Origin of the sequence: Mycobacterium sp. 012931 (assembly GCF_000419295.1) — a bacterium.
GTDB classification, from domain to species: Bacteria; Actinomycetota; Actinomycetes; order Mycobacteriales; family Mycobacteriaceae; genus Mycobacterium; species Mycobacterium marinum.
Genome location: NZ_AOPX01000001.1, coordinates 1,627,358 through 1,646,376, shown reverse-complemented (window position 1 = coordinate 1,646,376; position 19,019 = coordinate 1,627,358). Strand labels below are relative to the sequence as shown.

Here is a 19,019-nt window from a genome sequence, read left to right as displayed (position 1 = left end):
CGGAACCCACCGCGACCGACTCGAGCTGGCCCGCGCTGAGCTCGAACCAGCTTTAGCGGCAGCGGCGGCAACGGTGGAGCCGGCGGCACCGGCGCATCCGCCGGAACCGGTGGTACCCCGGGCAACGGCGGCCTACTCTTCGGCGCATCCGCCACACTGGGGTAGCCGGCGTGCCCCGCCGTTGCCATCACAAATCACCATCCCCGCGCGGCCCGGTCGCCGGATCTCAGGCCCCGTAGAAACGCGCACTTCGCACCGGGTCACCAGAGCCCACCGGCCGCGCGAACGTTGCAGTTTAGCCAACACCTCTTGCAGCAAAATCGCGAAGTCGTAGGCTCGTGGGTGATGAGCAATCCAGCCCGACGTGACGCACAGGACACGCGCGACGATTCGTCGCTCGCTGCGGATACCGATCGGATCCAGATCGCACAGCTGCTGGCATACGCAGCCGAGCAGGGACGACTGCAGCTCAACGAGTATGAAGACCGATTGACCAGGGCCTACGCCGCAACCACGTATCAGGAGCTGGACCAGCTGAGCGCCGATCTGCCCGGCGCCGCGGTAAGTCCGCGCCGCGGCGGCAACTGCAACCCGGCACCTTCGACTCTGCTGCTGGCCTTGCTGAGCGGGTTCGAGCGTCGCGGCCGGTGGAACGTGCCCAAGAAGCTGACTACCTTGACCCTGTGGGGCAGCGGAGTATTGGATCTGCGCTACGCCGACTTCACCTCAACCGAAGTCGAAATTCACGCCTACTCGATCATGGGCGTGCAGACCATCCTGTTGCCGCCCGAGATCAACGTCGAGATCGACGGCCGCGGAATCATGGGCAACTTTGACCGGGAAGTCGCGGGCGAGGGCAGTCGCGGGGCCCCCAACGTCAAGATTCAGGGCTTCTCGTTCTGGGGCGGGGTGGGCATCAAACGCAAACCACGCAAGGCGCGCAAGTAGACCCATCAGTCGGTCAAACGCACGGCCCTAGCGCCTGCGCCGAGACCTCAGGTAGTCGCCGACCACGGCCGCACCGAGTCCGTCGAGATCGGGTTCGACGACACGTCCCTCGACCCGACGCGCGACTTGATCAATGAACCGGGCCAGGCCCCGGTCACTGCCCAACCGGAAGATGGTGATTTGGGCGCCCAGCCGCGCCATGTCATCGAACCCGCGCACGGTGTGGGCAATGGTGCGCGGATGCGGCGGGTAGTCGAAGAACACCGCAGAACCCGCTCCCTCGCCGGAAAAGTCCTCGAGATGGGCGGTGGGTTCCCCATCGGTCACCACCAAGACGACCGGCTGCGCGTTCGGGTGGCGTCTGAGATGTCGCCCGGCCAGCGCCAGCGCGTGGTGCAGGTTGGTGCCCTGCTCGTAGACGCCCTCCAAACCGGTCAGCTCCGCGGCCGTCACGGTCCGCGCATAGCGGCCGAACGCGATGATCTGCAGCGCATCCGAGCGGAACCGCGTGCACACGAGGTGGTTGAGCGCCAGCGCCGTGCGCTTCATCGGCAGCCACCGATTCTCCACCACCATCGAAAACGAAGTGTCCACCAGGAGCGCAACCGCGGCCTGAGTTCGGGTCTCAGTCTCGGAGACTTCGACGTCATCGACGGTGATCCGGATCGGGCCGGCGCCGCCGCCAGGAGGCGCCGTACCGGCCTGGCGCAGCACCGCGTTGGTCAGCGTGCGCGAGATGTGCCACGGTTCGGTGTCACCGAACTGCCAGGGCCGGGTCGCGCCGGTCAGCTCACCGGCCGCCCCCGCACGCCGGTGATCCCGCTCACCGCGGCGTCCGGAAAGTTGTTGCACCACATCGCGCAATGCGGTCTCACCCAGCCTGCGCATGGCCTTGGGTGACAGCCGCCATTGGCCGTCGGATCCTCGGTCGAAGAAACCCTGATTCACCAAGGCCCGTTCCAGTTCGGCGAGCGTGCGGGCATCGATGGCGGCCTGGTCGCCGAGTTGACGGGCCAGCGCGTCGAGGTCGACGTCATCCATGGTGGCGCCCGGATAAGCCTGCGAGAGCTGCTCGGCCAGCTGCTCGAGTTCGGCGATGTCGGCCAGCGCCTGGGTGCCTTCACCCATGCCGAACGGGTTGTCGCCGGAGAACTGCTGCTGGCCGGTCCAGTCCTCGCCCGGACGCGCCTCCTGCAGATGGGCGTCGAGGCGGTTGAGTGCCTGCATCAGCGAAGGCGATCTGAAAGCCTGCTGCGCCAACGCATCCAGCTCATCACGCTGCTCCTGGGACAGGCTGTTGCGGAACCGCTGCGCGGCGGCGGCCCGCTTGGCCAGCGAGTCCAGCAGCTCCTCGACATTGCTCGGGTTCTCCGGGAAGAACTCGCCGTGCTTGTCCATGAAGTCTTGGAAGTCTTGCTGGGTGTCCTGTCCCCTGGCGTGCTTGTCCAGCAGGTTGTTGAGGTCGTCGAGCATCTCGTTCACGCGCTGGCGATCCTCGTCGGTGGCGCCTTCCAACGCCTGCTTCATGCCGGCGAAGCGTTGGTCGAGTAGCTCGCGGCCCAGCAGATCCTTGATCTGGTCGTACTTTTCGCGGGCCTCGCCACTGCGCCAGTCGTACTCGGAGAGTTCCTGTACGGCTTTGGCCGGCGACGGCGGCAATGCCTCCAACTGCAATTCGGAGAATCGAGCGTCATCGTCTAGCGCCCGGGCCAATTCTTTGCGCTCGGCCAGCACCGCCTCGTCCAGCAGCTTCTTGATCTCCTGCAGGGTGCCGTCCAAGTTGTTGCGGCGCAGTAGCTCGCGGCGGCGGCGGTTCGCCTCGGACGCCAACCTGTCGGCGCCGGGCATGGACTTGGTGCCGCGCCGCAGCAGCTCGGACAGTGCCCGGCGCGGTGAGGTGCCCGCCATGACGTCCTGACCGATCTGCTCCAGCGCCTCGCGCAGGTCTACCGGCGGAGCCAGCGGATCAGGTCCGCCGGTGTACGCCGAGTACCGCGTCGAGTGCCCCTTCGCCCGGTCAGCCATAAACGGTTTGGCCCTCCCCGGACACTTTGTCGACTCGCTTGGCCAGGTACAGCGCCTCCAGGGCCAGCTCCAGGGCTGCGGCGCGCTCCCCTTCGGATTCGGCGTTGAGTTTGCGTGCGATGGTCTCCACCACCGGCAGTCCCGGAACGGCCGCCAGCACATCCTTGGCCGATACCCGCTCACCGGTCGTCACCGCCGAACCTCCCTCGACGGCTGACACCAGTGTGCCGACGTCGATGCCACCCAGCGCCCGGGACGCGGTATCCGCGGTGGCCCGGCGCAATAGGTGTTCGAGCACCGCCTGCTCGCGCCCCTCCTCACCGGACTCAAACTCGAGCTTGCCGCGCAGCACGTCGATCACGGTGCCCAGATCGACCACCCGGGCGACCGGGTCGGTCTCGCCCAGCACCGCCCCGCGGTGGCGGGCGGCGGCCGCCGCGGTCTCCGCCGCCGCGATGGCGAAGCGCGCCGACACCCCGGAGCGCTGGTCGACCGAACTGGACTCGCGCAGGTAGCGGGCGAACCGCGCGATCACCTGCAACAGATAATCGGGCACCTGAGCGCTCAGATGCGCCTCCTGCGCGATGACACCCATCTCCGCCTCCAGCTCCAGCGGGTAGTGAGTGCGGATCTCGGCGCCGAACCTGTCTTTGAGCGGGGTGATGATGCGCCCCCGGTTGGTGTAGTCCTCGGGGTTGGCACTGGCGACCACCAACACGTCCAGCGGCAGGCGCAGGGTGTAGCCGCGGACCTGGATGTCGCGCTCCTCCATCACATTGAGCATGGACACTTGGATCCGCTCGGCCAGGTCGGGCAGCTCGTTGACGGCCACGATGCCGCGGTGTGCGCGCGGAATCAGCCCGTAGGCGATGGTTTCGGGGTCTCCGAGACTGCGGCCCTCGGCCACCTTGATCGGGTCGATGTCACCGACCAGGTCGGCAACACTGGTGTCGGGGGTGGCCAGTTTTTCGGTGTAACGCTCGCTGCGATGCTTCCATGCCACCGGCAGATCGTCTTTTAGCTGCGCGGCCCGGCGGATCGACTCCGGCGTGATCGGCCGGTAAGGATGCTCGGGAAGTTCGGCACCGGCGATCACCGGTGTCCACTCGTCGAGCAATCCGGTCAGCGCGCGCAGCAGCCGAGTCTTGCCTTGGCCGCGCTCGCCCAGCAGCACAAAGTCGTGGCCCGCGATCAGGGCCCGCTCGAGCTGGGGAATCACGGTGTCGTCGAAGCCCACGATGCCCGGCCAGACGGCCGCGTTATCCGGCCCATCGGCCAGCGCGGTCAACAGATTCTCCCGGATTTCCTGCTTAACCCCCCGCTCGCGATGACCGGAGGCACGCAGCTCGCCGACGGTGCGAGGCAGATTGCTCGGTGAAGTCACCACTCCACGCTACGACGAGTCAGGGACAGGCGCCTGGGAACGGGGCCTAGCCAGGCACAAATGCACCCACACCGGCCCCCTAATGCGCGAAGTGGCGCGAACCGGTGAGGTACAAGGTGATGCCCGCCTTGGCAGCCGCCGCGGTGACTTCCTCGTCGCGCACCGACCCTCCCGGGTGCACGATCGCCTTGACCCCGGCGGCCGTCAACGTCTCGAGGCCGTCGGGGAACGGGAAGAACGCATCGGAGGCAGCGACGGCGCCGTTGACGCGTTCGCCGCCGCGCTCCACCGCCAACCGTGCGGCATCGACGCGGTTGACTTGGCCCATCCCGACGCCGATGGTGGCGCCGTCGGCCACGATGACGATCGCGTTGGACTTGACCGCACGACAGCTGCGCCAAGCGAAGACCAGGTCGGTCAGCGTCGCCGGATCGGCGGGCGAGCCGGTGGCCAGGGTCCAGTTGGCCGGGTTGTCACCGGCGGCATCGAGCTGGTCACGCTGCTGCATGAGCAGTCCCCCGCTGATCGGACGCAGCTCGGCGCCGCCGTCTTGGGGCTCGGATGCCACCAACACCCGAATGTTCTTCTTCTTCGTCAACTGATCAAGGGCGGCGGGAGCGTAGGCCGGTGCGACGATCACCTCGGTGAAGATGGTGCTGACGTACTCCGCCATCTCTGGGCTGACCTCGGTGTTGCAGGCAATCACGCCGCCGTAGGCACTGAGTGGGTCGCAGGCGTGGGCCTTGCGATGCGCGTCGGCGACCGAAACCTCCGAGATGGCAATGCCGCACGGGTTGGCGTGCTTGATGATTGCCACGCATTTCTGCTCGTGGTCAAAGGCGGCCCGCCAGGCCGCGTCGGCATCGGTGAAGTTGTTGTAGGACATCTCTTTTCCGTGCAGCTGCTCGGCCTGAGCCAATCCCGGCCAAGCGCCGGGGTCGGCGTAGAGCGCGGCCTGCTGATGCGGGTTCTCGCCGTAGCGCAGCATCGCCTGACGCCGCCAATTTCTGCCGAACCAGCGCGGAAAGTCGGTTTCGGGCTGCTCGGGCGCCACCGTGGACTGCATCCAGCTCGCGACCGCGATGTCGTATTCGGCGGTGTGCTGAAAGGCCAGCGAGGCCAGCTTCTTGCGTTCGGCGAAGGTGAATCCGCCGCTACGCACCGCGGCCAGCACGCCGTCGTATCCCTGCGGGTCGGTGACCACGGCCACACTGGGATGGTTCTTGGCCGCCGCCCGCACCATGGAGGGGCCGCCGATGTCGATCTGTTCGACGCATTCGTCGACGCTGGCACCGGATTCCACGGTCTGGCTGAACGGGTACAGGTTGACCACGACCAGCTCGAATGCCTCGACTCCGAGCTCGGCCAGCGCCGCCTCGTGCTCGGGGTTTCGCAGATCGGCCAGCAGGCCGGCATGCACGCGCGGATGCAGCGTCTTGACCCGCCCGTCGAGTACCTCGGGGAATCCCGTCAGCTCCTCCACCCGGGTCACCGGAATCCCTTTGCTGGCAATGGTCTTCGCGGTTGATCCGGTCGAGACGATCTCGACACCGGCCGCGGTCAGCCCCTGCGCCAGGTCAACCAGCCCGGTCTTGTCATACACACTGATCAACGCGCGGCGGATCGGCCGTCTTATGTGGTCGGTGCTCATCCTATGGTCGCCTTTCGTCCAATCATCGCTTTTCGTCCGATCACCGTCACGCCGCCGGTGGCAATCCCGGCCACCACGTCCACCAGAAGCTTGCGCTCCACTACCTTGATCCGTTCGTGCAAGGTTGCTTCGTCGTCGCCGTCGAGCACCGCAATGGCTTGCTGCGCCAGTATCGGTCCCGTGTCCATCCCGGCGTCCACCAGGTGCACCGTACAACCGGTGACCTTCACGCCGTAGGCCAGCGCATCTGCTACCCCATGGGCACCGGGAAACGCCGGCAGGAGTGCCGGATGGGTGTTGAGGATCCGTTGGTGGAATTTCGAAAGGAATTGCGGCCCAAGAATTCTCATGAATCCGGCGGATACCACCAGGTCAGGCGAGTGGGCGGCGGTGGCGGCGGTGATGGCGGCGTCCCAAGCATCGCGGCTGGGGTGATCGGAGACGCGGACGGTGAAGGCGGGCACCGACGCCTGCGCGGCGACCTCAGTGGCCCGGCAATCCCGATCGACCCCAACGGCGACGATTCGCGCCGGGTAGTCGGCCACGGCGGCGTCCAGCAATGAGTTCAGCAATGACCCCGTGCCCGACGCGAGCACCACAAGCCGCGCCGGTGCACTCGGGGGTACCCGGACCGGTTCCTGCACACGGCGAGCCTAGTCGGGCTACCCGGCCGCAGCGGCGGGCGGGCATCCGCTGTCAGGTCAAATGTTCGGGCGGATGGCTGGTGTCAGGCCCGTCCTGCCGGTCTGGCCCATCTGACCAATCGACCTCGTCGGGTGCGGCAGGGGGGACGTCGGCGTCGTCGCCACCGGGCGCAACGGGTTCGCGCGAAGTCACATCATCCAGCGGGGCGTCCTGATCGAAAAGTGGGACAAAGGGCTCATCAACGGGCTCATGAATGGGCTCGTCAACGTCTGCTTCAGCGGGTGGGACCGGCCGCGGTTTGGGCCGCCTGGGACGCCGTCTGATTCCACCCGCCATCACCAGCGTGGCGCCCCCGACCACGGCGAACCAGAAGAACACGCCGACCAGCAGTGCTCCCTCGTCGACGCCAACGGCGCCGAAGTTGCCTAGCTTCCCGCTCCCCCCGTAACCGAGCAGCGCCATCGCCAATGCCCCCAACAGGGCCGCGGCCAACAGTTTGCCCATAGCCGGCAGGGGCGGCAGCGGACGGCGCGCACACTGTTGCCCGACCGCCACTCCGGAGGACGCCCCGATGATCAGCAGGGCTACCCACACCGGCCCCAGCGGCGGGGTGGGAGCCGCGGCCAGGATCGGCACAGCGGGGATGTCGCCGCCAAAGACCGTGAACGCACTGAACGTCGCGAAGCCGATGTGCGCACTGGCCCCGACAGCGATCGCCGCGGCGCCAACGACGACGTTAGGCACATAGAGCACCGACAGCACGGTGAGACTGAACTGGCCGAACGCGGAATCGGTGATGCCGTATAGCTCCTGCATCGTCGCCCAGTGCACGACCAGCGACCCCGCGGTCACCAGGCCGGAGAGCCCGAGCAGTGCCAGCACCCCGGCGGCGGCGGCCCGCAGCGAGTCGCCCAGCCAGTTCGGCAGCGGTGAAACCGCCAGAGCCCGTCTGCCCACCCGCGACCAGACCCCCAGGCCCGCACCGATGGCATGAACCGCCAGCACGCTGACAAACGCACGCAACGCACTGGGCGTCTGCAACTCGGTGATGACCGACGACGCATCGTGGATCACCGCCAGGCAGATCGCCGCGATCAGCAGCGGCCCGCCCAACGCCGATGCGATAACCCACCGAACAACCAGCCACGACGAGTACGGCGAGGTCGCCAGCGCCGTCGTGCGGGCCGTGCCCCACACCATCAACATGGCCGGGAACAGGGGCATTACGCCCAGTTCACGGCCACCGATCGAGATCGGCACCTGGTGCACACCCAGCCACATGCTGGCGATCGCACCCAGCGCGCCCGTCATGTCGCTGTTTGCGATCACCAGCTGAATCAGCGTGACCGCCGCGATGATGACCAGCGCCACCACAGCCGGGGCGAACGCGACCTTGACCAGGTCGCGAGCCTGGCGAGCACCCGCTGCTCGACTGTCCTCCACCCGTGTCACTCTCCGCGCACGTGTCCTACTAGGCGCGAGAGCGCCCGGTTAGACCGGCGCCGACCCGGGTGACGAAGATTGCTGGCCCTGGCCGTAGTTCTGCTGCGCACCGCCGGGATTGGCGTAGTTGACCGGAGCCGAACCACCCTGGGATCCCGTCCCGGCACTAACGGACGGCGGCGGGCTGAAGCTGGGGAATCCAGTGGGCGGAGTGGACGGGGTCTGGTGCATCGGCTGGGGGGCCGACTGTGCTTGCGGGGCGCTGAATCCACCGCTGGACGGGTTGGAACCCTGGCTGGAGGTAAAGCCGCCGTACTGCGACCCGTACCCGGACGGCTGCTGCGGCGACTGCTGCGGATTGGGCGCGGACTGCTGTGCACCCGGTTGACCGTAGTACCCGCCCGGCTGGCCGCCGTACTGCCCGTACTGGCCGTACTGGCCATAGGGATCGAATTTCGGCCTCGGCGCCGGCGCCGACACCACGCCGGTCTCCAGCAACAGCGCGCCGACTGCGGCGACAGCCTGAAACACAATGCACACCAGGACAATCCACAGTGCCCAACCGGTCGAAAAGGCGCTCGGCTTGTTGAAGGTCGACGAAATCATCAGGAATACGCCCAGTATCGAGACGACCGCGACGACGGCCCCGTAGCTCTTGACCTTGGGGAGCAGGCTCACTCCGGCAAGCAGCCCGGCCAGCAACGCCATCCCGACGGCCAGCACGGTGTCGCCGGAAGCTTCGCTGCTGCCGCCGCCGAGTTCCGAGCTGATCGTGAACATCGGCCCGAAGCTGGCGAGATATGCGAGAAAACCGAGCACCGCCACCGCAACGTTCAGGTACATCGGGAGCTTGCTCGCCGCGTCGTCGGCTTGAGCGAAAGACGGTGTGGCGCCTCCGTAGGAGCCGCCCGACTGCGCGGGCGGATATCCGGGGCTACCCGGCGTGTAGGTCATGGCTCCTCCTGTTACTTGCGCGCCGTCGCGGCGCCACTGCTGCATTGCGACGCTTGGTCCCTGCGACGCGATTCGACAACCACGCTAGCGCACGTTCCGGTGCTCGCGCCGCGGCGACCTGCCCCGCTCGACCAGCGCCATCACCTCCGTCGATCCCGCCAAGCCGATTGGCGCGGGGGGCGCTTGCCCGGCCGAGGTAGAACACGTTCTAATTCTGTTATGGACTATGGGCTTGTGCTTTTCACCAGCGACCGCGGCATCGCTCCGGCGGCGGCGGCGAGACTCGCTGACGACCACGGCTTTCACACCTTCTATGTGCCTGAGCACACCCATATCCCAATCAAGCGAGAAGCCGCTCATCCAACGACGGGCGATTCCTCGCTTCCCGACGATCGTTATATGCGCACGCTGGACCCCTGGGTGAGTTTGGGCGCGGCATCGGCGGTGACCTCGCGGGTACGGCTGTCGGCTGCGGTGGCGCTGCCCGTCGAGCATGACCCGATCACCCTGGCCAAGAGCATTGCCACGCTGGATCATCTGTCCGGCGGACGGGTCAGCCTCGGCGTGGGGTTCGGTTGGAACACCGACGAACTCGCCGACCATGGCGTTCCACCCGGACGGCGCCGCACGATGTTGCGTGAATACCTCGAGGCGATGCGGGCGCTGTGGACGCAGGAGGAAGCCGCCTACGACGGCGAGTTCGTCAAGTTCGGCCCCAGCTGGGCCTGGCCCAAGCCGGTGCAGTCCCACATTCCGGTGCTCGTGGGCGCCGCTGGCACCGAGAAGAACTTCAAATGGATAGCGCGTAGCGCCGATGGCTGGATCACCACACCGCGTGACTTCGACATCGACGCGCCGGTCAAGTTGTTACAGGACACCTGGGCGGCCGCCGGCCGCGACGGGGCCCCACAGATCGTGGCGCTGGACTTCAAGCCGGTCCCCGAGAAGCTGGCCCGCTGGGCCGAGCTTGGAGTCACCGAGGTGCTGTTCGGACTACCGGATCGCCCCGAGGATGAGATCGCCGCGTACGTAGAGCGGCTGGCCGGCAAGCTGGCCGCCATGGTCTAGGCGCGAGCTAGAGAACGCAGCGGTTGCCGTAGTCGAACGAGCGCACCCGGATCGCTTGCCCCAGCGGGTCGCCGTCGGTCAGCAACCCGATCAGCTCGTCGTCTTCGGTGCTCGCCAGGAAGCGGCGGCCGTCGGCGGCCAGCCGGCCGATGACGATCCCGGTGAGACGCCCACCGTCATGGCGGACCGTGTACGTCTCGATCGTGGCGGGGCCGTCGGCCTGCTCGGTAACTGGTCGGCTGGCCCCGCTGTCGATTTGTGTTTGCAGCTCGGCGCTGCGGTCCGGCTGCCATTGCGCCGGGGCAGTGGAATAGACCCCGACCGAGTACTTGCTCATGATCCCGCCGTTGGCGCCGACGAGCCCGAACCGTCCCGGCTCGCTACGCATTCGGGCTACGGTCTCGGCCACCGCATGCATCGAGTAGTTGTTTCCCGCCCCGCCGAAGAACGGCAGCCCACCGGTGAGCGTCAGACCGCGCGGGTCATCGGTCGCAATCCCCAGACCGTCGCAGATGTTGAACACCGGCACCGGAAAGCAGCTGTACAGGTCGAAGGTGGCGATGTCGTCGACACCGACACCGGCCACCCGGAGCGCCTCGCGCGCCGCCAGCACGGCTGACGGGGCGTGCCCAAGATCGGGGCGCTGCAGCAGGGCCTGCTCTTGCAGGTCGGCATGCCCGCGAAGGTAGACCCACTTTTTCCTCGGGAACCCCGAGCCGGCGTGCGGCCGCAACCGACATCACCAGCGCGGCCGCGCCCTGGTTCACCTGATCGCGCGCGACCAGCAGCCGGGGGTAGGGCTCGGCGATCATCCGATTACGGTCGGTGACCGTGATCAGCTCCTCGACGGTGCGCTCGATTGGCGCCGCGGCAAAAGGATTGCCGGCCGCGATCTTGGTGAACGGCGCGAACAGCTCGCCCATCCGCCGCAGGTAGTCGGCCGGGCCGAGGCCCGTTGCGGCCCGGCGGGCATTCTCCAGCAAGCCGTATTGGGTGGGCGCATCCACCAGGCCGTGAATGATCGTGTAGCGCGTGATCAGGCCGTCGATGCCAGGGCCGCGGTCTTGCAGCTCCCCGTCGACGATTTCGGTGAAGTCCGGTTTGTCGGCACGCCCAGCGAAGTGACGACTGGTCGACGTCGCATCAGAGCCGAACACCATCGCGACTTCGGAGCTGCCTGCCGCGATCGCGCCGGCCAGCTCGGTGATCAGGTGCTGGGGCCCCTGGCCGCCGACGATCTCGAGGATCGCGCGGGCCGGATCCGCCCCGATCCGCTGGGCCACCGAGCGCGGATAGTTGTTGGACCGGCCTAACGGGGCCTTGGGGACGGGCCCGGAGATCTCGAACTGTCGGACGCCCGCGACGGTGTCGATGGCCGCGGCCACGTCGGCCGCACAGTCTTCGAGAGCGGCCTGGGCAGCGGCGGCGGCCAGCTCAACGGCCGACATCCCCTGGTAGTCGGGGTCATCGATGCGTTCGACAGCCTGTCCGACACCGACAATGACCGGCGTACCCGGATCAAGATCCATAGCATCACTATCTACCTAGCCGAATCACACGTCTGCGCCGGGGCGTCGCGGGGGCACATTCACGCCCGAGATATCGCCCGGAACTGGGATAACACCGCCGGTGGGCGCGTACGATTAGCAGTCCGGAATGCATCTGTCATTCCCTGCGCCGTGGAGGTCGCAGATGTCTTTTCTCACCACAGCGCCCGAGTTTGTCAACGCGGCAGCGTCGGATCTGGCGAGCATCGGCACGGCAGTCAGTCAGGCCAACGCGGCCGCCCTTGCCCCGACGACGGGGGTGCTGGCCGCCGGCGCCGACGAGGTGTCGGCCGCCATCACGGCACTGTTCGGGGCACACGCGCAGACCTATCAGGCCCTGAGCGCTCAGGCGGCGACTTTTCATGCCCAGTTCGCACAGCTCATGGCGGCAAGCGCCGGACGGTATGCGACCGCGGAAGCCGCCGCCGCGTCGCCTCTGCAAACCCTGGAGCAGCAGCTTCTCGGTGTGATCAATGCCCCCACCAACGCCCTGCTGGGACGCCCGCTGATCGGCAACGGGGCTGACGGGGCACCCGGGGCAGACGGCCAAGCGGGCGGGCTGCTGATCGGAAATGGCGGCGGGCGCCGGTGGAGACGGCGGCGGTGCCGGCGGGGCCGGCGGTGACGCGGGCTTGTTGATCGGCGACGGCGGGGCCGGCGGCTCGGGAGGACCCAACGGCGGCACTGATCCCGGCGGCAACGGCGGCAACGGCGGGCGTGCCGCGTTGCTCATCGGTTTCGGCGGGAACGGCGGCAACGGCGGGGTGGGGACGGCGACCACCGGCACCGGCGGCCAGGGCGGCGACGGCGGCCAGCTGATTGGCGTGCCAGGCAACCCCGGCCTGCCGTAGCCGCCGAACACGGGGCGCGACAAGTGCCCGAGCAGACGCAAAATGGCACGCTTCCAGACGGAAGCGTGCCATTTTGCGTCTGCTCGGCGTCTAGAGACCCTTCAGGATCTCCCGGGCCAGCACCGCGGTCTCCGACGGGGTCTTGCCGACCTGTACCCCGGCGGCCTCCAGGGCTTCTTTCTTGGCCGCCGCGGTGCCCGAGGAGCCGGACACGATGGCACCCGCGTGCCCCATGGTCTTGCCCTCCGGCGCGGTGAATCCCGCCACGTAACCGACAACCGGCTTGGACACGTTGGCCTTGATGAAGTCGGCCGCTCGCTCCTCGGCGTCCCCACCGATCTCACCGATCATCACGATCAGCTTGGTGTCGGGATCCTTCTCGAACGCCTCGATGGCATCGATGTGGGTGGTGCCGATCACTGGGTCGCCACCGATACCGATCGAGGTGGTGAAACCGAAATCGCGCAGCTCGAACATCATCTGGTAGGTCAGCGTGCCGGACTTGGAGACCAGCCCGACCGGGCCGGCGCCGGTGATGTTGGCCGGGGTGATGCCAACCAGCGCCTGCCCCGGGGTGATGATGCCCGGGCAGTTGGGCCCGATGATGCGGGTCTTGCCGCCCTTGCCCAGGTTGTAGGCCCAGGCATAGGCGGTGTCTTGCACCGGGATCCCCTCGGTGATGACCACCAGCAGCGGAATCTCGGCGTCAATGGCCTCGATGATCGCGTCCTTGGCGAACTTCGGCGGCACGAAGATGATCGAGACGTCGGCGCCGGTCTTTTCCATCGCCTCGGCGACACCGCCGAATACCGGCAGCTTGATTACCCGGCCACCCTTGTCCTCGTGCGTCACGGTGGTGCCCGCCTTGCGCGCGTTCACCCCGCCGACGATTTGGGTGCCGGCCTTGAGCATGCGCGCAGTGTGGACGGTCGCCTCGCTGCCGGTGATGCCCTGGACGATGACCTTGTTGTCCTTGTTCAAGAAGATCGACATTGTTCAAAGTCCTTTCAGGCGCTGGCCAGCTCAGCGGCCTTGTCGGCAGCCTCGTCCATCGTCGGCACCAGCGTCACCAGCGGGTGGTTGGCGTCGGTCAGGATGCGACGGCCCTCTTCCACGTTGTTGCCGTCGAGCCGGACCACCAGCGGCTTGTTCGCCTCGGCACCGAGGATTTCCAGCGCCTTGACGATCCCGGTGGCCACCGCATCGCATGAGGTGATGCCGCCGAACACGTTCACGAACACGCTCTTGACCTGTGAATCGCCCAGCACGACATCCAGGCCGGCGGCCATCACCTCGGCCGAGGCGCCGCCACCGATGTCGAGGAAGTTGGCGGGCTTGACCCCACCGTGCTTCTCACCGGCGTAGGCAACCACGTCCAGGGTCGACATCACCAGGCCAGCACCGTTACCGATGATGCCGACCTGGCCGTCGAGCTTGACGTAGTTGAGGTCGTGTTCCTTGGCCTTGAGTTCCAGCGGATCGGTGGCCGCACGGTCTTCGAACTCGACGTGATCGGGGTGCCGGAAGTCGGCGTTGGCATCCAGGGTGACCTTGCCGTCCAATGCCAGGATCTGGTCGTCGGGGGTACGCACCAGCGGGTTGACCTCAACCAGGGTGGCGTCCTCGCCGACGAACAGGTCCCACAGCTTGGAGATGGTTACCGCGGCAGCGTCGAGCACCTCGGCCGGCAGGTGGCCCTGTTCGGCGATGGAGCGGGCGAATGCCAGGCCAACCCCCTTGGCCGCATCCACCGGGACCTTGGCCAACCGATCGGGCTTGGTGGCGGCCACCTCCTCGATCTCCATGCCGCCCTCTACCGAGCACATCGCCAGGTAGGTGCGGTTGGCACGATCGAGCAAGAACGAGATGTAGTACTCCTCGGCGATGTCGCTAGCCTCAGCGACCAGCAACTTCTTGACCACGTGGCCCTTGATGTCCAAGCCGAGGATGTTGTTGGCGTGTTCGTAGGCGTCGTCGGGCGTGGCAGCGTACTTGACGCCACCGGCTTTGCCGCGACCACCGATCTTGACCTGCGCTTTGACCATTACTGGATGACCGATTTCGGTGGCAATAGCCCGCGCGCCCTCGGCGGTGTCAGTCACCCGCCCCGGCGTAGTAGGTACATTGTGCTTGGCGAACAGTTCCTTCGCTTGATACTCGAATAGATCCATGGGCTCACTGTCTTCGCTCGACTTGCTAGACCAATAGGGAGGCGATACCAAGATTCGGCAACTCGCACGGTTGCAAACTGTATCTAGGCGCCAAATGAGCCCGGCGATCGCATCCACCGGTGTGGCGCAGGTCACCGAAAATCCGCGGATCTAAACGTGATCCAACTCACATTTTGAGGCAGGTTCCCAAACTGAGGTTGCCAGCTACCTCCGAGAGCGGATACCGTCTCAGGGTCCAGATAACGTTATGGTCACAATACGAGGACATTTCAGCATTGTCCCAGCACCGATACGCCCGCACTGCCGTCGTTGGCGACCCTCGCACATCCCGCCATCGTTGGCTCCAGCACCATCGCAACGAAGTCACCGAGATCATCCCACTGGATGGTTTCGACGAGCTTGACGAGCTAGAGCTCGCCGATCTCGACGACTTGGACTTTGGTTATCCCGAGTTCGACACCGGTCGACAGCTCCTTCAAGCGCCCGAGCTTGACGATCTCGACGAGATCGACAATCTGATTCCGGCGTGGTTGGCAACCCCCAGCCCGGTACTGGTCGGCACGACCAGCGAGGCTCTCCCCGAGCCAAGCGCTGCTGTCCCCCGGGCCGCGAACGTCGCCCCTGCACCCCGCCGTGGTGGCCAGCACCGCAAGCAGTCCACCAGCGCGGCAAAGGGTCGACTCCTGATTGGGTCCATGGCCGCCGGTGCAGCCGCCGCCGCAGCGCATACCGTGACCCACCAATCCGACGTCACCAGCATGGACACCGTGCTGACCGCGAACGCATCGGCCCTTATCGGAGGCTCGGACAGCAACGAGGCCCGCGGGGTTCAGGTCATCGCCGCACAACCGGCGACCAATGTCGAGGCACACAAGGCCGAGTTCGCTCGCGGTGTGGCCTTTGCCCAGGAACGCGCCCAGCGCGAGGCTCGACTGCAACAGCCTCTGTACGTCATGCCCACCAAAGGCATTTTCACCTCCAACTTCGGCTACCGCTGGGGTGTGCTGCACGCCGGGATCGACCTCGCCAACTCCATCGGAACCCCGATCTACGCGGTATCGGACGGCCTGGTGATCGACGCGGGCCCCACCGCCGGCTACGGCATGTGGGTGAAAATCCGCCACGCTGACGGCACCGTGACGCTCTACGGGCACGTCAACACCACGCTGGTCAATGTTGGACAGCGGGTGATGGCCGGCGATCAGATCGCGACGATGGGCAACCGGGGCTTCTCCACGGGCCCGCATCTGCACTTCGAAGTGCTCCAGGGCGGCACTGAGCGGATAGACCCGGTGCCCTGGCTCGCCAAGCGCGGCCTGAATGTCGGCAACTACGCCGGCTGACCGTTGACCGCACCGGGCGACCCCGCTGCGAGCGAGACCCCACCCGATCCGTCCCCGTCCGCCGACGAGCCACGGACCCGCATCATTCGGCGCGCGCCGACGGGACCACAACCGGTGACGACGGACTCCGCGACCGCCAAGATTTCGCACCGCCCAACCTCCCTTGACGAGACTGCGCGGGCAGACCGGCTACCGCCGTTGCCCGACGGGCTGCCCGTCGAGCCAAGTTCGCGGACGGCGGTCGCAACCGCGGCCGTCAGCATCGTCAACGGATGGGCCACCTCGGTGGTTGCCACCGACCTGATCACCGGCTGGTGGCGCAGCGACCGCCTGTTCTGCATCGCGGTGGGATTTCTGGCGCTGGTCTTCGCGAGCTCCACCACCGCCGGGGTGATCATGCTGTTGCTACGCCGCCCTTTCGGGCGCTACCTGATCGTGGTGGGCGCCGTGGTTGCGGTATTGACATACGGTGGCGTGTTCATCGCCGGCGCTCTCGTCGCTTGGATCGTGCACGCCTTTCCGGTGTTGCCGATCGCGAGCGCGGTGCTGGCGCCGCATCCCCAGACCAGGCGCTGGCTTTTCGACTAGCCGGCTCCGGCCGAATGTGTTCTCACTGCGACGATTTCGCAACTTTTTCGCAACGAGTTCAGGTTCGGCGAGTAGCCGCTAAAGCTTGGCGACCGGGGCGTGGTTATGCATCAGCTTCACCCGTCCCGAGCTACCGAAGTCGATCAGCGACATCGCCGATTCGCCGACACCGGATACTTCCTCGACGCGGCCCAGACCGTACTTGTCGTGTGTGACGCGATCGCCGGGCTGCAGCACCAACAGCGGCCGCTTGCTCGTGCTCGTGCGGACGGGTGCTGACCGCGCAGTGCCAAACCGGCCGGCTCCACTCACAGGCGCGCTGAACGACGGCTTGGGCGCAAGGCGGCGCCAGTTGAGGAGTTCCTGAGGTATCTCCCGCAGGAACCGGGATTCGGGGTTGAGCATCGGCTGCCCCCAGGAAGACCGGACGATGGCCCTACTCAGGTAGAGCCGTTGCCGGGCCCGGGTGATGCCGACGTAGGCCAGTCGCCGTTCTTCGGAGAGTTCGGTCGGATCATCCAGTGCCCGCATGTGCGGGAACATCCCGTCCTCCCACCCGGTCACGAACACCACCGGGAACTCCAGACCTTTGGCGGTGTGCAGGGTCATCAGGGTGACCACGCCCGCGCCATGCTCGGGAATATCGTCGGTGTCGGCGACCAGCGACACCCGTTCCAGAAAGGCCGCCAGCATGCCGGTGTCCGGCACATCCTCGGCATCCGGTTCGGGCTCGGCGGCATTTGCCAGGTCGGTGCTGAATTCGTGGGCAACGCTGACGAGTTCGTTGAGGTTGTCCAGCCGGGCCAGCTCCTGCGGATCGGTGGAGGACTCCAGTTCGCGGCGGTATCCGGTGCGTTCCAGCACCGCCTCCACCAACTCACCGAGATCCCCCTCGGATGAGTCGAGGCGTCCTCGCAACTCGTCGAGCAACTCGACAAAGCCCGCGATCGCCTTCTCCGCACGGCTATTGAGCATCGGCACCTTGCCCTCGGCGGCGGCCACCAGAGCGTCGGAGAAGCCGGCGCCGGTGTTCTCCGCGTACACCGCCACACAGGCCTCGGCACGATCGCCGATGCCGCGGCGCGGCGTGTTGAGGATGCGCCGCATGCTGACCGCATCGCCGGGGTTGTCCAGCACCCGCAGGTAGGCGACGATGTCACGAATCTCCTTGCGCTCGTAGAAGCGCACGCCGCCGACGACCTTGTAGGGAATGCCGGCGCGGATGAACACCTCTTCCAGCGACCGCGACGAATTGTTGGTGCGATAGAAGACCGCGACGTCGTTGTAGGTGATCTCGTCCCGCTCGGCCAGTGCGTCGATCTCTTCGGCGACGAACCTCGCCTCGTCGTGTTCGTTGTCGGCGACGTAGCCGACGATCAACTCCCCCGCGCCAGCATCGGTCCACAGCCGCTTCTCGCGACGTCCGGAGTTGCGCGAGATCACCGAGTTGGCCGCCGACAGGATGTTCTGTGTCGAGCGGTAATTCTGTTCCAGCAGCATCGTTGTGGCATCGGGATAGTCGCGTTCGAAGTCTTCGATGTTGCGAATGGTGGCGCCGCGAAACGCATAGATCGACTGATCGGCGTCGCCGACTACGCACAACTGCGCCGGGGGCACGTCCCCGGGCTCGTCTTCGCTGCCGCGACCAACCAGTTCCCGCACCAGGACGTATTGCGCGTGGTTGGTGTCTTGGTATTCGTCGACCAGAACGTGCCGAAACCGGCGCCGATAGTGCCCGGCGATGTCGGGAAAAGCTTGCAGAATGCCCACCGTCTCGCCGATGAGATCGTCAAAGTCCAGCGCATTGGCGGCCCGCAGGCGGCGCTGATATTCCGCGTAGACCGATGCGACGGTGCGCGCCAAGTCATCGGAATCCTCCGACAGATCCGACACCGCCCGATCCGGGTCGATCAATTCGTTTTTCAGATTGGAGATGGCATTGGCCAGCAAGCGCGGCGAGTATCGCTTGATGTCCAAGCCCATATCGCGCCCGATCATCTGCAGCAGCCGCCGTGAATCGTCTGCGTCATAGATCGAGAAGTTCGAGTTGAGGCCCTTGATCAGCGCCGCCTGGTTGCGCAGGATGCGCACGCAGGTCGAGTGGAAGGTGGACACCCACATGTACTTGGCCCGGCCGCCGACCAGGCTCACCACCCGCTCCCGCATCTCGGCGGCGGCCTTGTTGGTGAAGGTGATGGCCAGGATCTGACCGGCCCCAACACCGCGGGCCGCGATCAGGTAGGCGATCCGCCTGGTCAGCACCGCCGTCTTGCCCGAGCCCGCGCCCGCGACAATCAGCAGCGGCGAGCCTTCGTGCACCACGGCCTGGCGCTGTTGTGCGTTGAGACCTTCCAGCAGTTGGTCGGCATCGGTCGCTTGAACAGTCATGTCCGCCCAAACT

At 66.6% G+C, this 19,019-nt stretch carries 13 protein-coding genes and 2 pseudogenes; 5 read left to right on the top strand and 10 right to left on the bottom strand.

Annotated features, from left to right (window positions below; all coding sequences use genetic code 11):
- Positions 1-345 precede the first annotated feature (345 nt).
- Positions 346-948, top strand: a complete 603-nt coding sequence (locus MMSP_RS07475; protein WP_036426299.1) for a DUF1707 domain-containing protein — start codon at positions 346-348, stop codon at positions 946-948.
- 27 nt (positions 949-975) lie between these two features.
- On the opposite strand, the gene MMSP_RS07470 is transcribed toward MMSP_RS07475, so the two are convergent.
- From MMSP_RS07470 to MMSP_RS07445, 6 genes are all read right to left on the bottom strand, one after another.
- Positions 976-2,973, bottom strand: a complete 1,998-nt coding sequence (locus MMSP_RS07470) for a VWA domain-containing protein (protein ID WP_020786115.1) — start codon at positions 2,971-2,973, stop codon at positions 976-978.
- Positions 2,966-4,360 (bottom strand): ATP-binding protein, encoded by a 1,395-nt coding sequence (locus MMSP_RS07465; RefSeq protein ID WP_036426298.1) that lies wholly within the window; start codon positions 4,358-4,360, stop codon positions 2,966-2,968. The genes MMSP_RS07470 and MMSP_RS07465 overlap by 8 nt, the downstream gene beginning before the upstream one ends.
- 76 nt (positions 4,361-4,436) lie before the next feature.
- Positions 4,437-6,008 carry a bifunctional phosphoribosylaminoimidazolecarboxamide formyltransferase/IMP cyclohydrolase gene (purH, locus tag MMSP_RS07460; protein ID WP_015357024.1) on the bottom strand — a complete coding sequence of 524 codons (1,572 nt, stop codon included), beginning with the start codon at positions 6,006-6,008 and terminating at the stop codon, positions 4,437-4,439.
- Positions 6,005-6,652 (bottom strand): phosphoribosylglycinamide formyltransferase, encoded by a 648-nt coding sequence (gene purN, locus MMSP_RS07455; RefSeq protein ID WP_015357025.1) that lies wholly within the window; start codon positions 6,650-6,652, stop codon positions 6,005-6,007. Before purN ends, purH begins: the two co-directional genes overlap by 4 nt.
- A 52-nt stretch (positions 6,653-6,704) precedes the next feature.
- Positions 6,705-8,096, bottom strand: a complete 1,392-nt coding sequence (locus tag MMSP_RS07450) for a DUF6350 family protein (RefSeq protein ID WP_015357026.1) — start codon at positions 8,094-8,096, stop codon at positions 6,705-6,707.
- A 48-nt stretch (positions 8,097-8,144) separates the two neighbouring features.
- Positions 8,145-9,050, bottom strand: coding sequence for a DUF5336 domain-containing protein (locus MMSP_RS07445; RefSeq protein ID WP_015357027.1), 906 nt, complete (start codon positions 9,048-9,050; stop codon positions 8,145-8,147).
- 219 nt (positions 9,051-9,269) lie between these two features.
- Between MMSP_RS07445 and MMSP_RS07440 the strand changes: the two genes are divergently transcribed.
- Positions 9,270-10,118, top strand: coding sequence for an LLM class F420-dependent oxidoreductase (locus MMSP_RS07440; RefSeq protein WP_036426297.1), 849 nt, complete (start codon positions 9,270-9,272; stop codon positions 10,116-10,118).
- A gap of 7 nt (positions 10,119-10,125) precedes the next feature.
- Here MMSP_RS07440 and MMSP_RS07435 read toward each other — a convergent pair.
- Positions 10,126-11,647, bottom strand: a pseudogene (locus MMSP_RS07435) (acetyl-CoA acetyltransferase).
- 163 nt (positions 11,648-11,810) lie between these two features.
- On the opposite strand from MMSP_RS07435, the pseudogene MMSP_RS07430 reads away from it, so the two are divergent.
- A pseudogene (locus tag MMSP_RS07430) lies at positions 11,811-12,507 on the top strand (PE family protein); the annotation flags it as partial.
- A gap of 99 nt (positions 12,508-12,606) precedes the next feature.
- On the opposite strand, the gene sucD reads toward MMSP_RS07430, so the two are convergent.
- Together sucD and sucC are read right to left on the bottom strand one after the other, a co-directional pair.
- Positions 12,607-13,509, bottom strand: coding sequence for a succinate--CoA ligase subunit alpha (gene sucD / locus MMSP_RS07425; protein ID WP_015357031.1), 903 nt, complete (start codon positions 13,507-13,509; stop codon positions 12,607-12,609).
- A gap of 14 nt (positions 13,510-13,523) precedes the next feature.
- Positions 13,524-14,687, bottom strand: a complete 1,164-nt coding sequence (gene sucC, locus MMSP_RS07420) for an ADP-forming succinate--CoA ligase subunit beta (RefSeq protein WP_020786108.1) — start codon at positions 14,685-14,687, stop codon at positions 13,524-13,526.
- Between the two features lie 275 nt (positions 14,688-14,962).
- Between sucC and MMSP_RS07415 the strand changes: the two genes are divergently transcribed.
- Together MMSP_RS07415 and MMSP_RS07410 are read left to right on the top strand one after the other, a co-directional pair.
- Positions 14,963-16,030, top strand: a complete 1,068-nt coding sequence (locus MMSP_RS07415; protein ID WP_020786107.1) for a M23 family metallopeptidase — start codon at positions 14,963-14,965, stop codon at positions 16,028-16,030.
- Positions 16,031-16,033: 3 nt separating this feature from the next.
- Positions 16,034-16,618 (top strand): hypothetical protein, encoded by a 585-nt coding sequence (locus tag MMSP_RS07410; RefSeq protein WP_200861941.1) that lies wholly within the window; start codon positions 16,034-16,036, stop codon positions 16,616-16,618.
- Between the two features lie 78 nt (positions 16,619-16,696).
- Here MMSP_RS07410 and pcrA read toward each other — a convergent pair whose 3' ends face one another.
- Complete coding sequence (gene pcrA, locus MMSP_RS07405) at positions 16,697-19,006, bottom strand: DNA helicase PcrA (RefSeq protein WP_020786104.1); 2,310 nt, start codon at positions 19,004-19,006, stop codon at positions 16,697-16,699.
- Between the last annotated feature and the right edge of the window lie 13 nt (positions 19,007-19,019).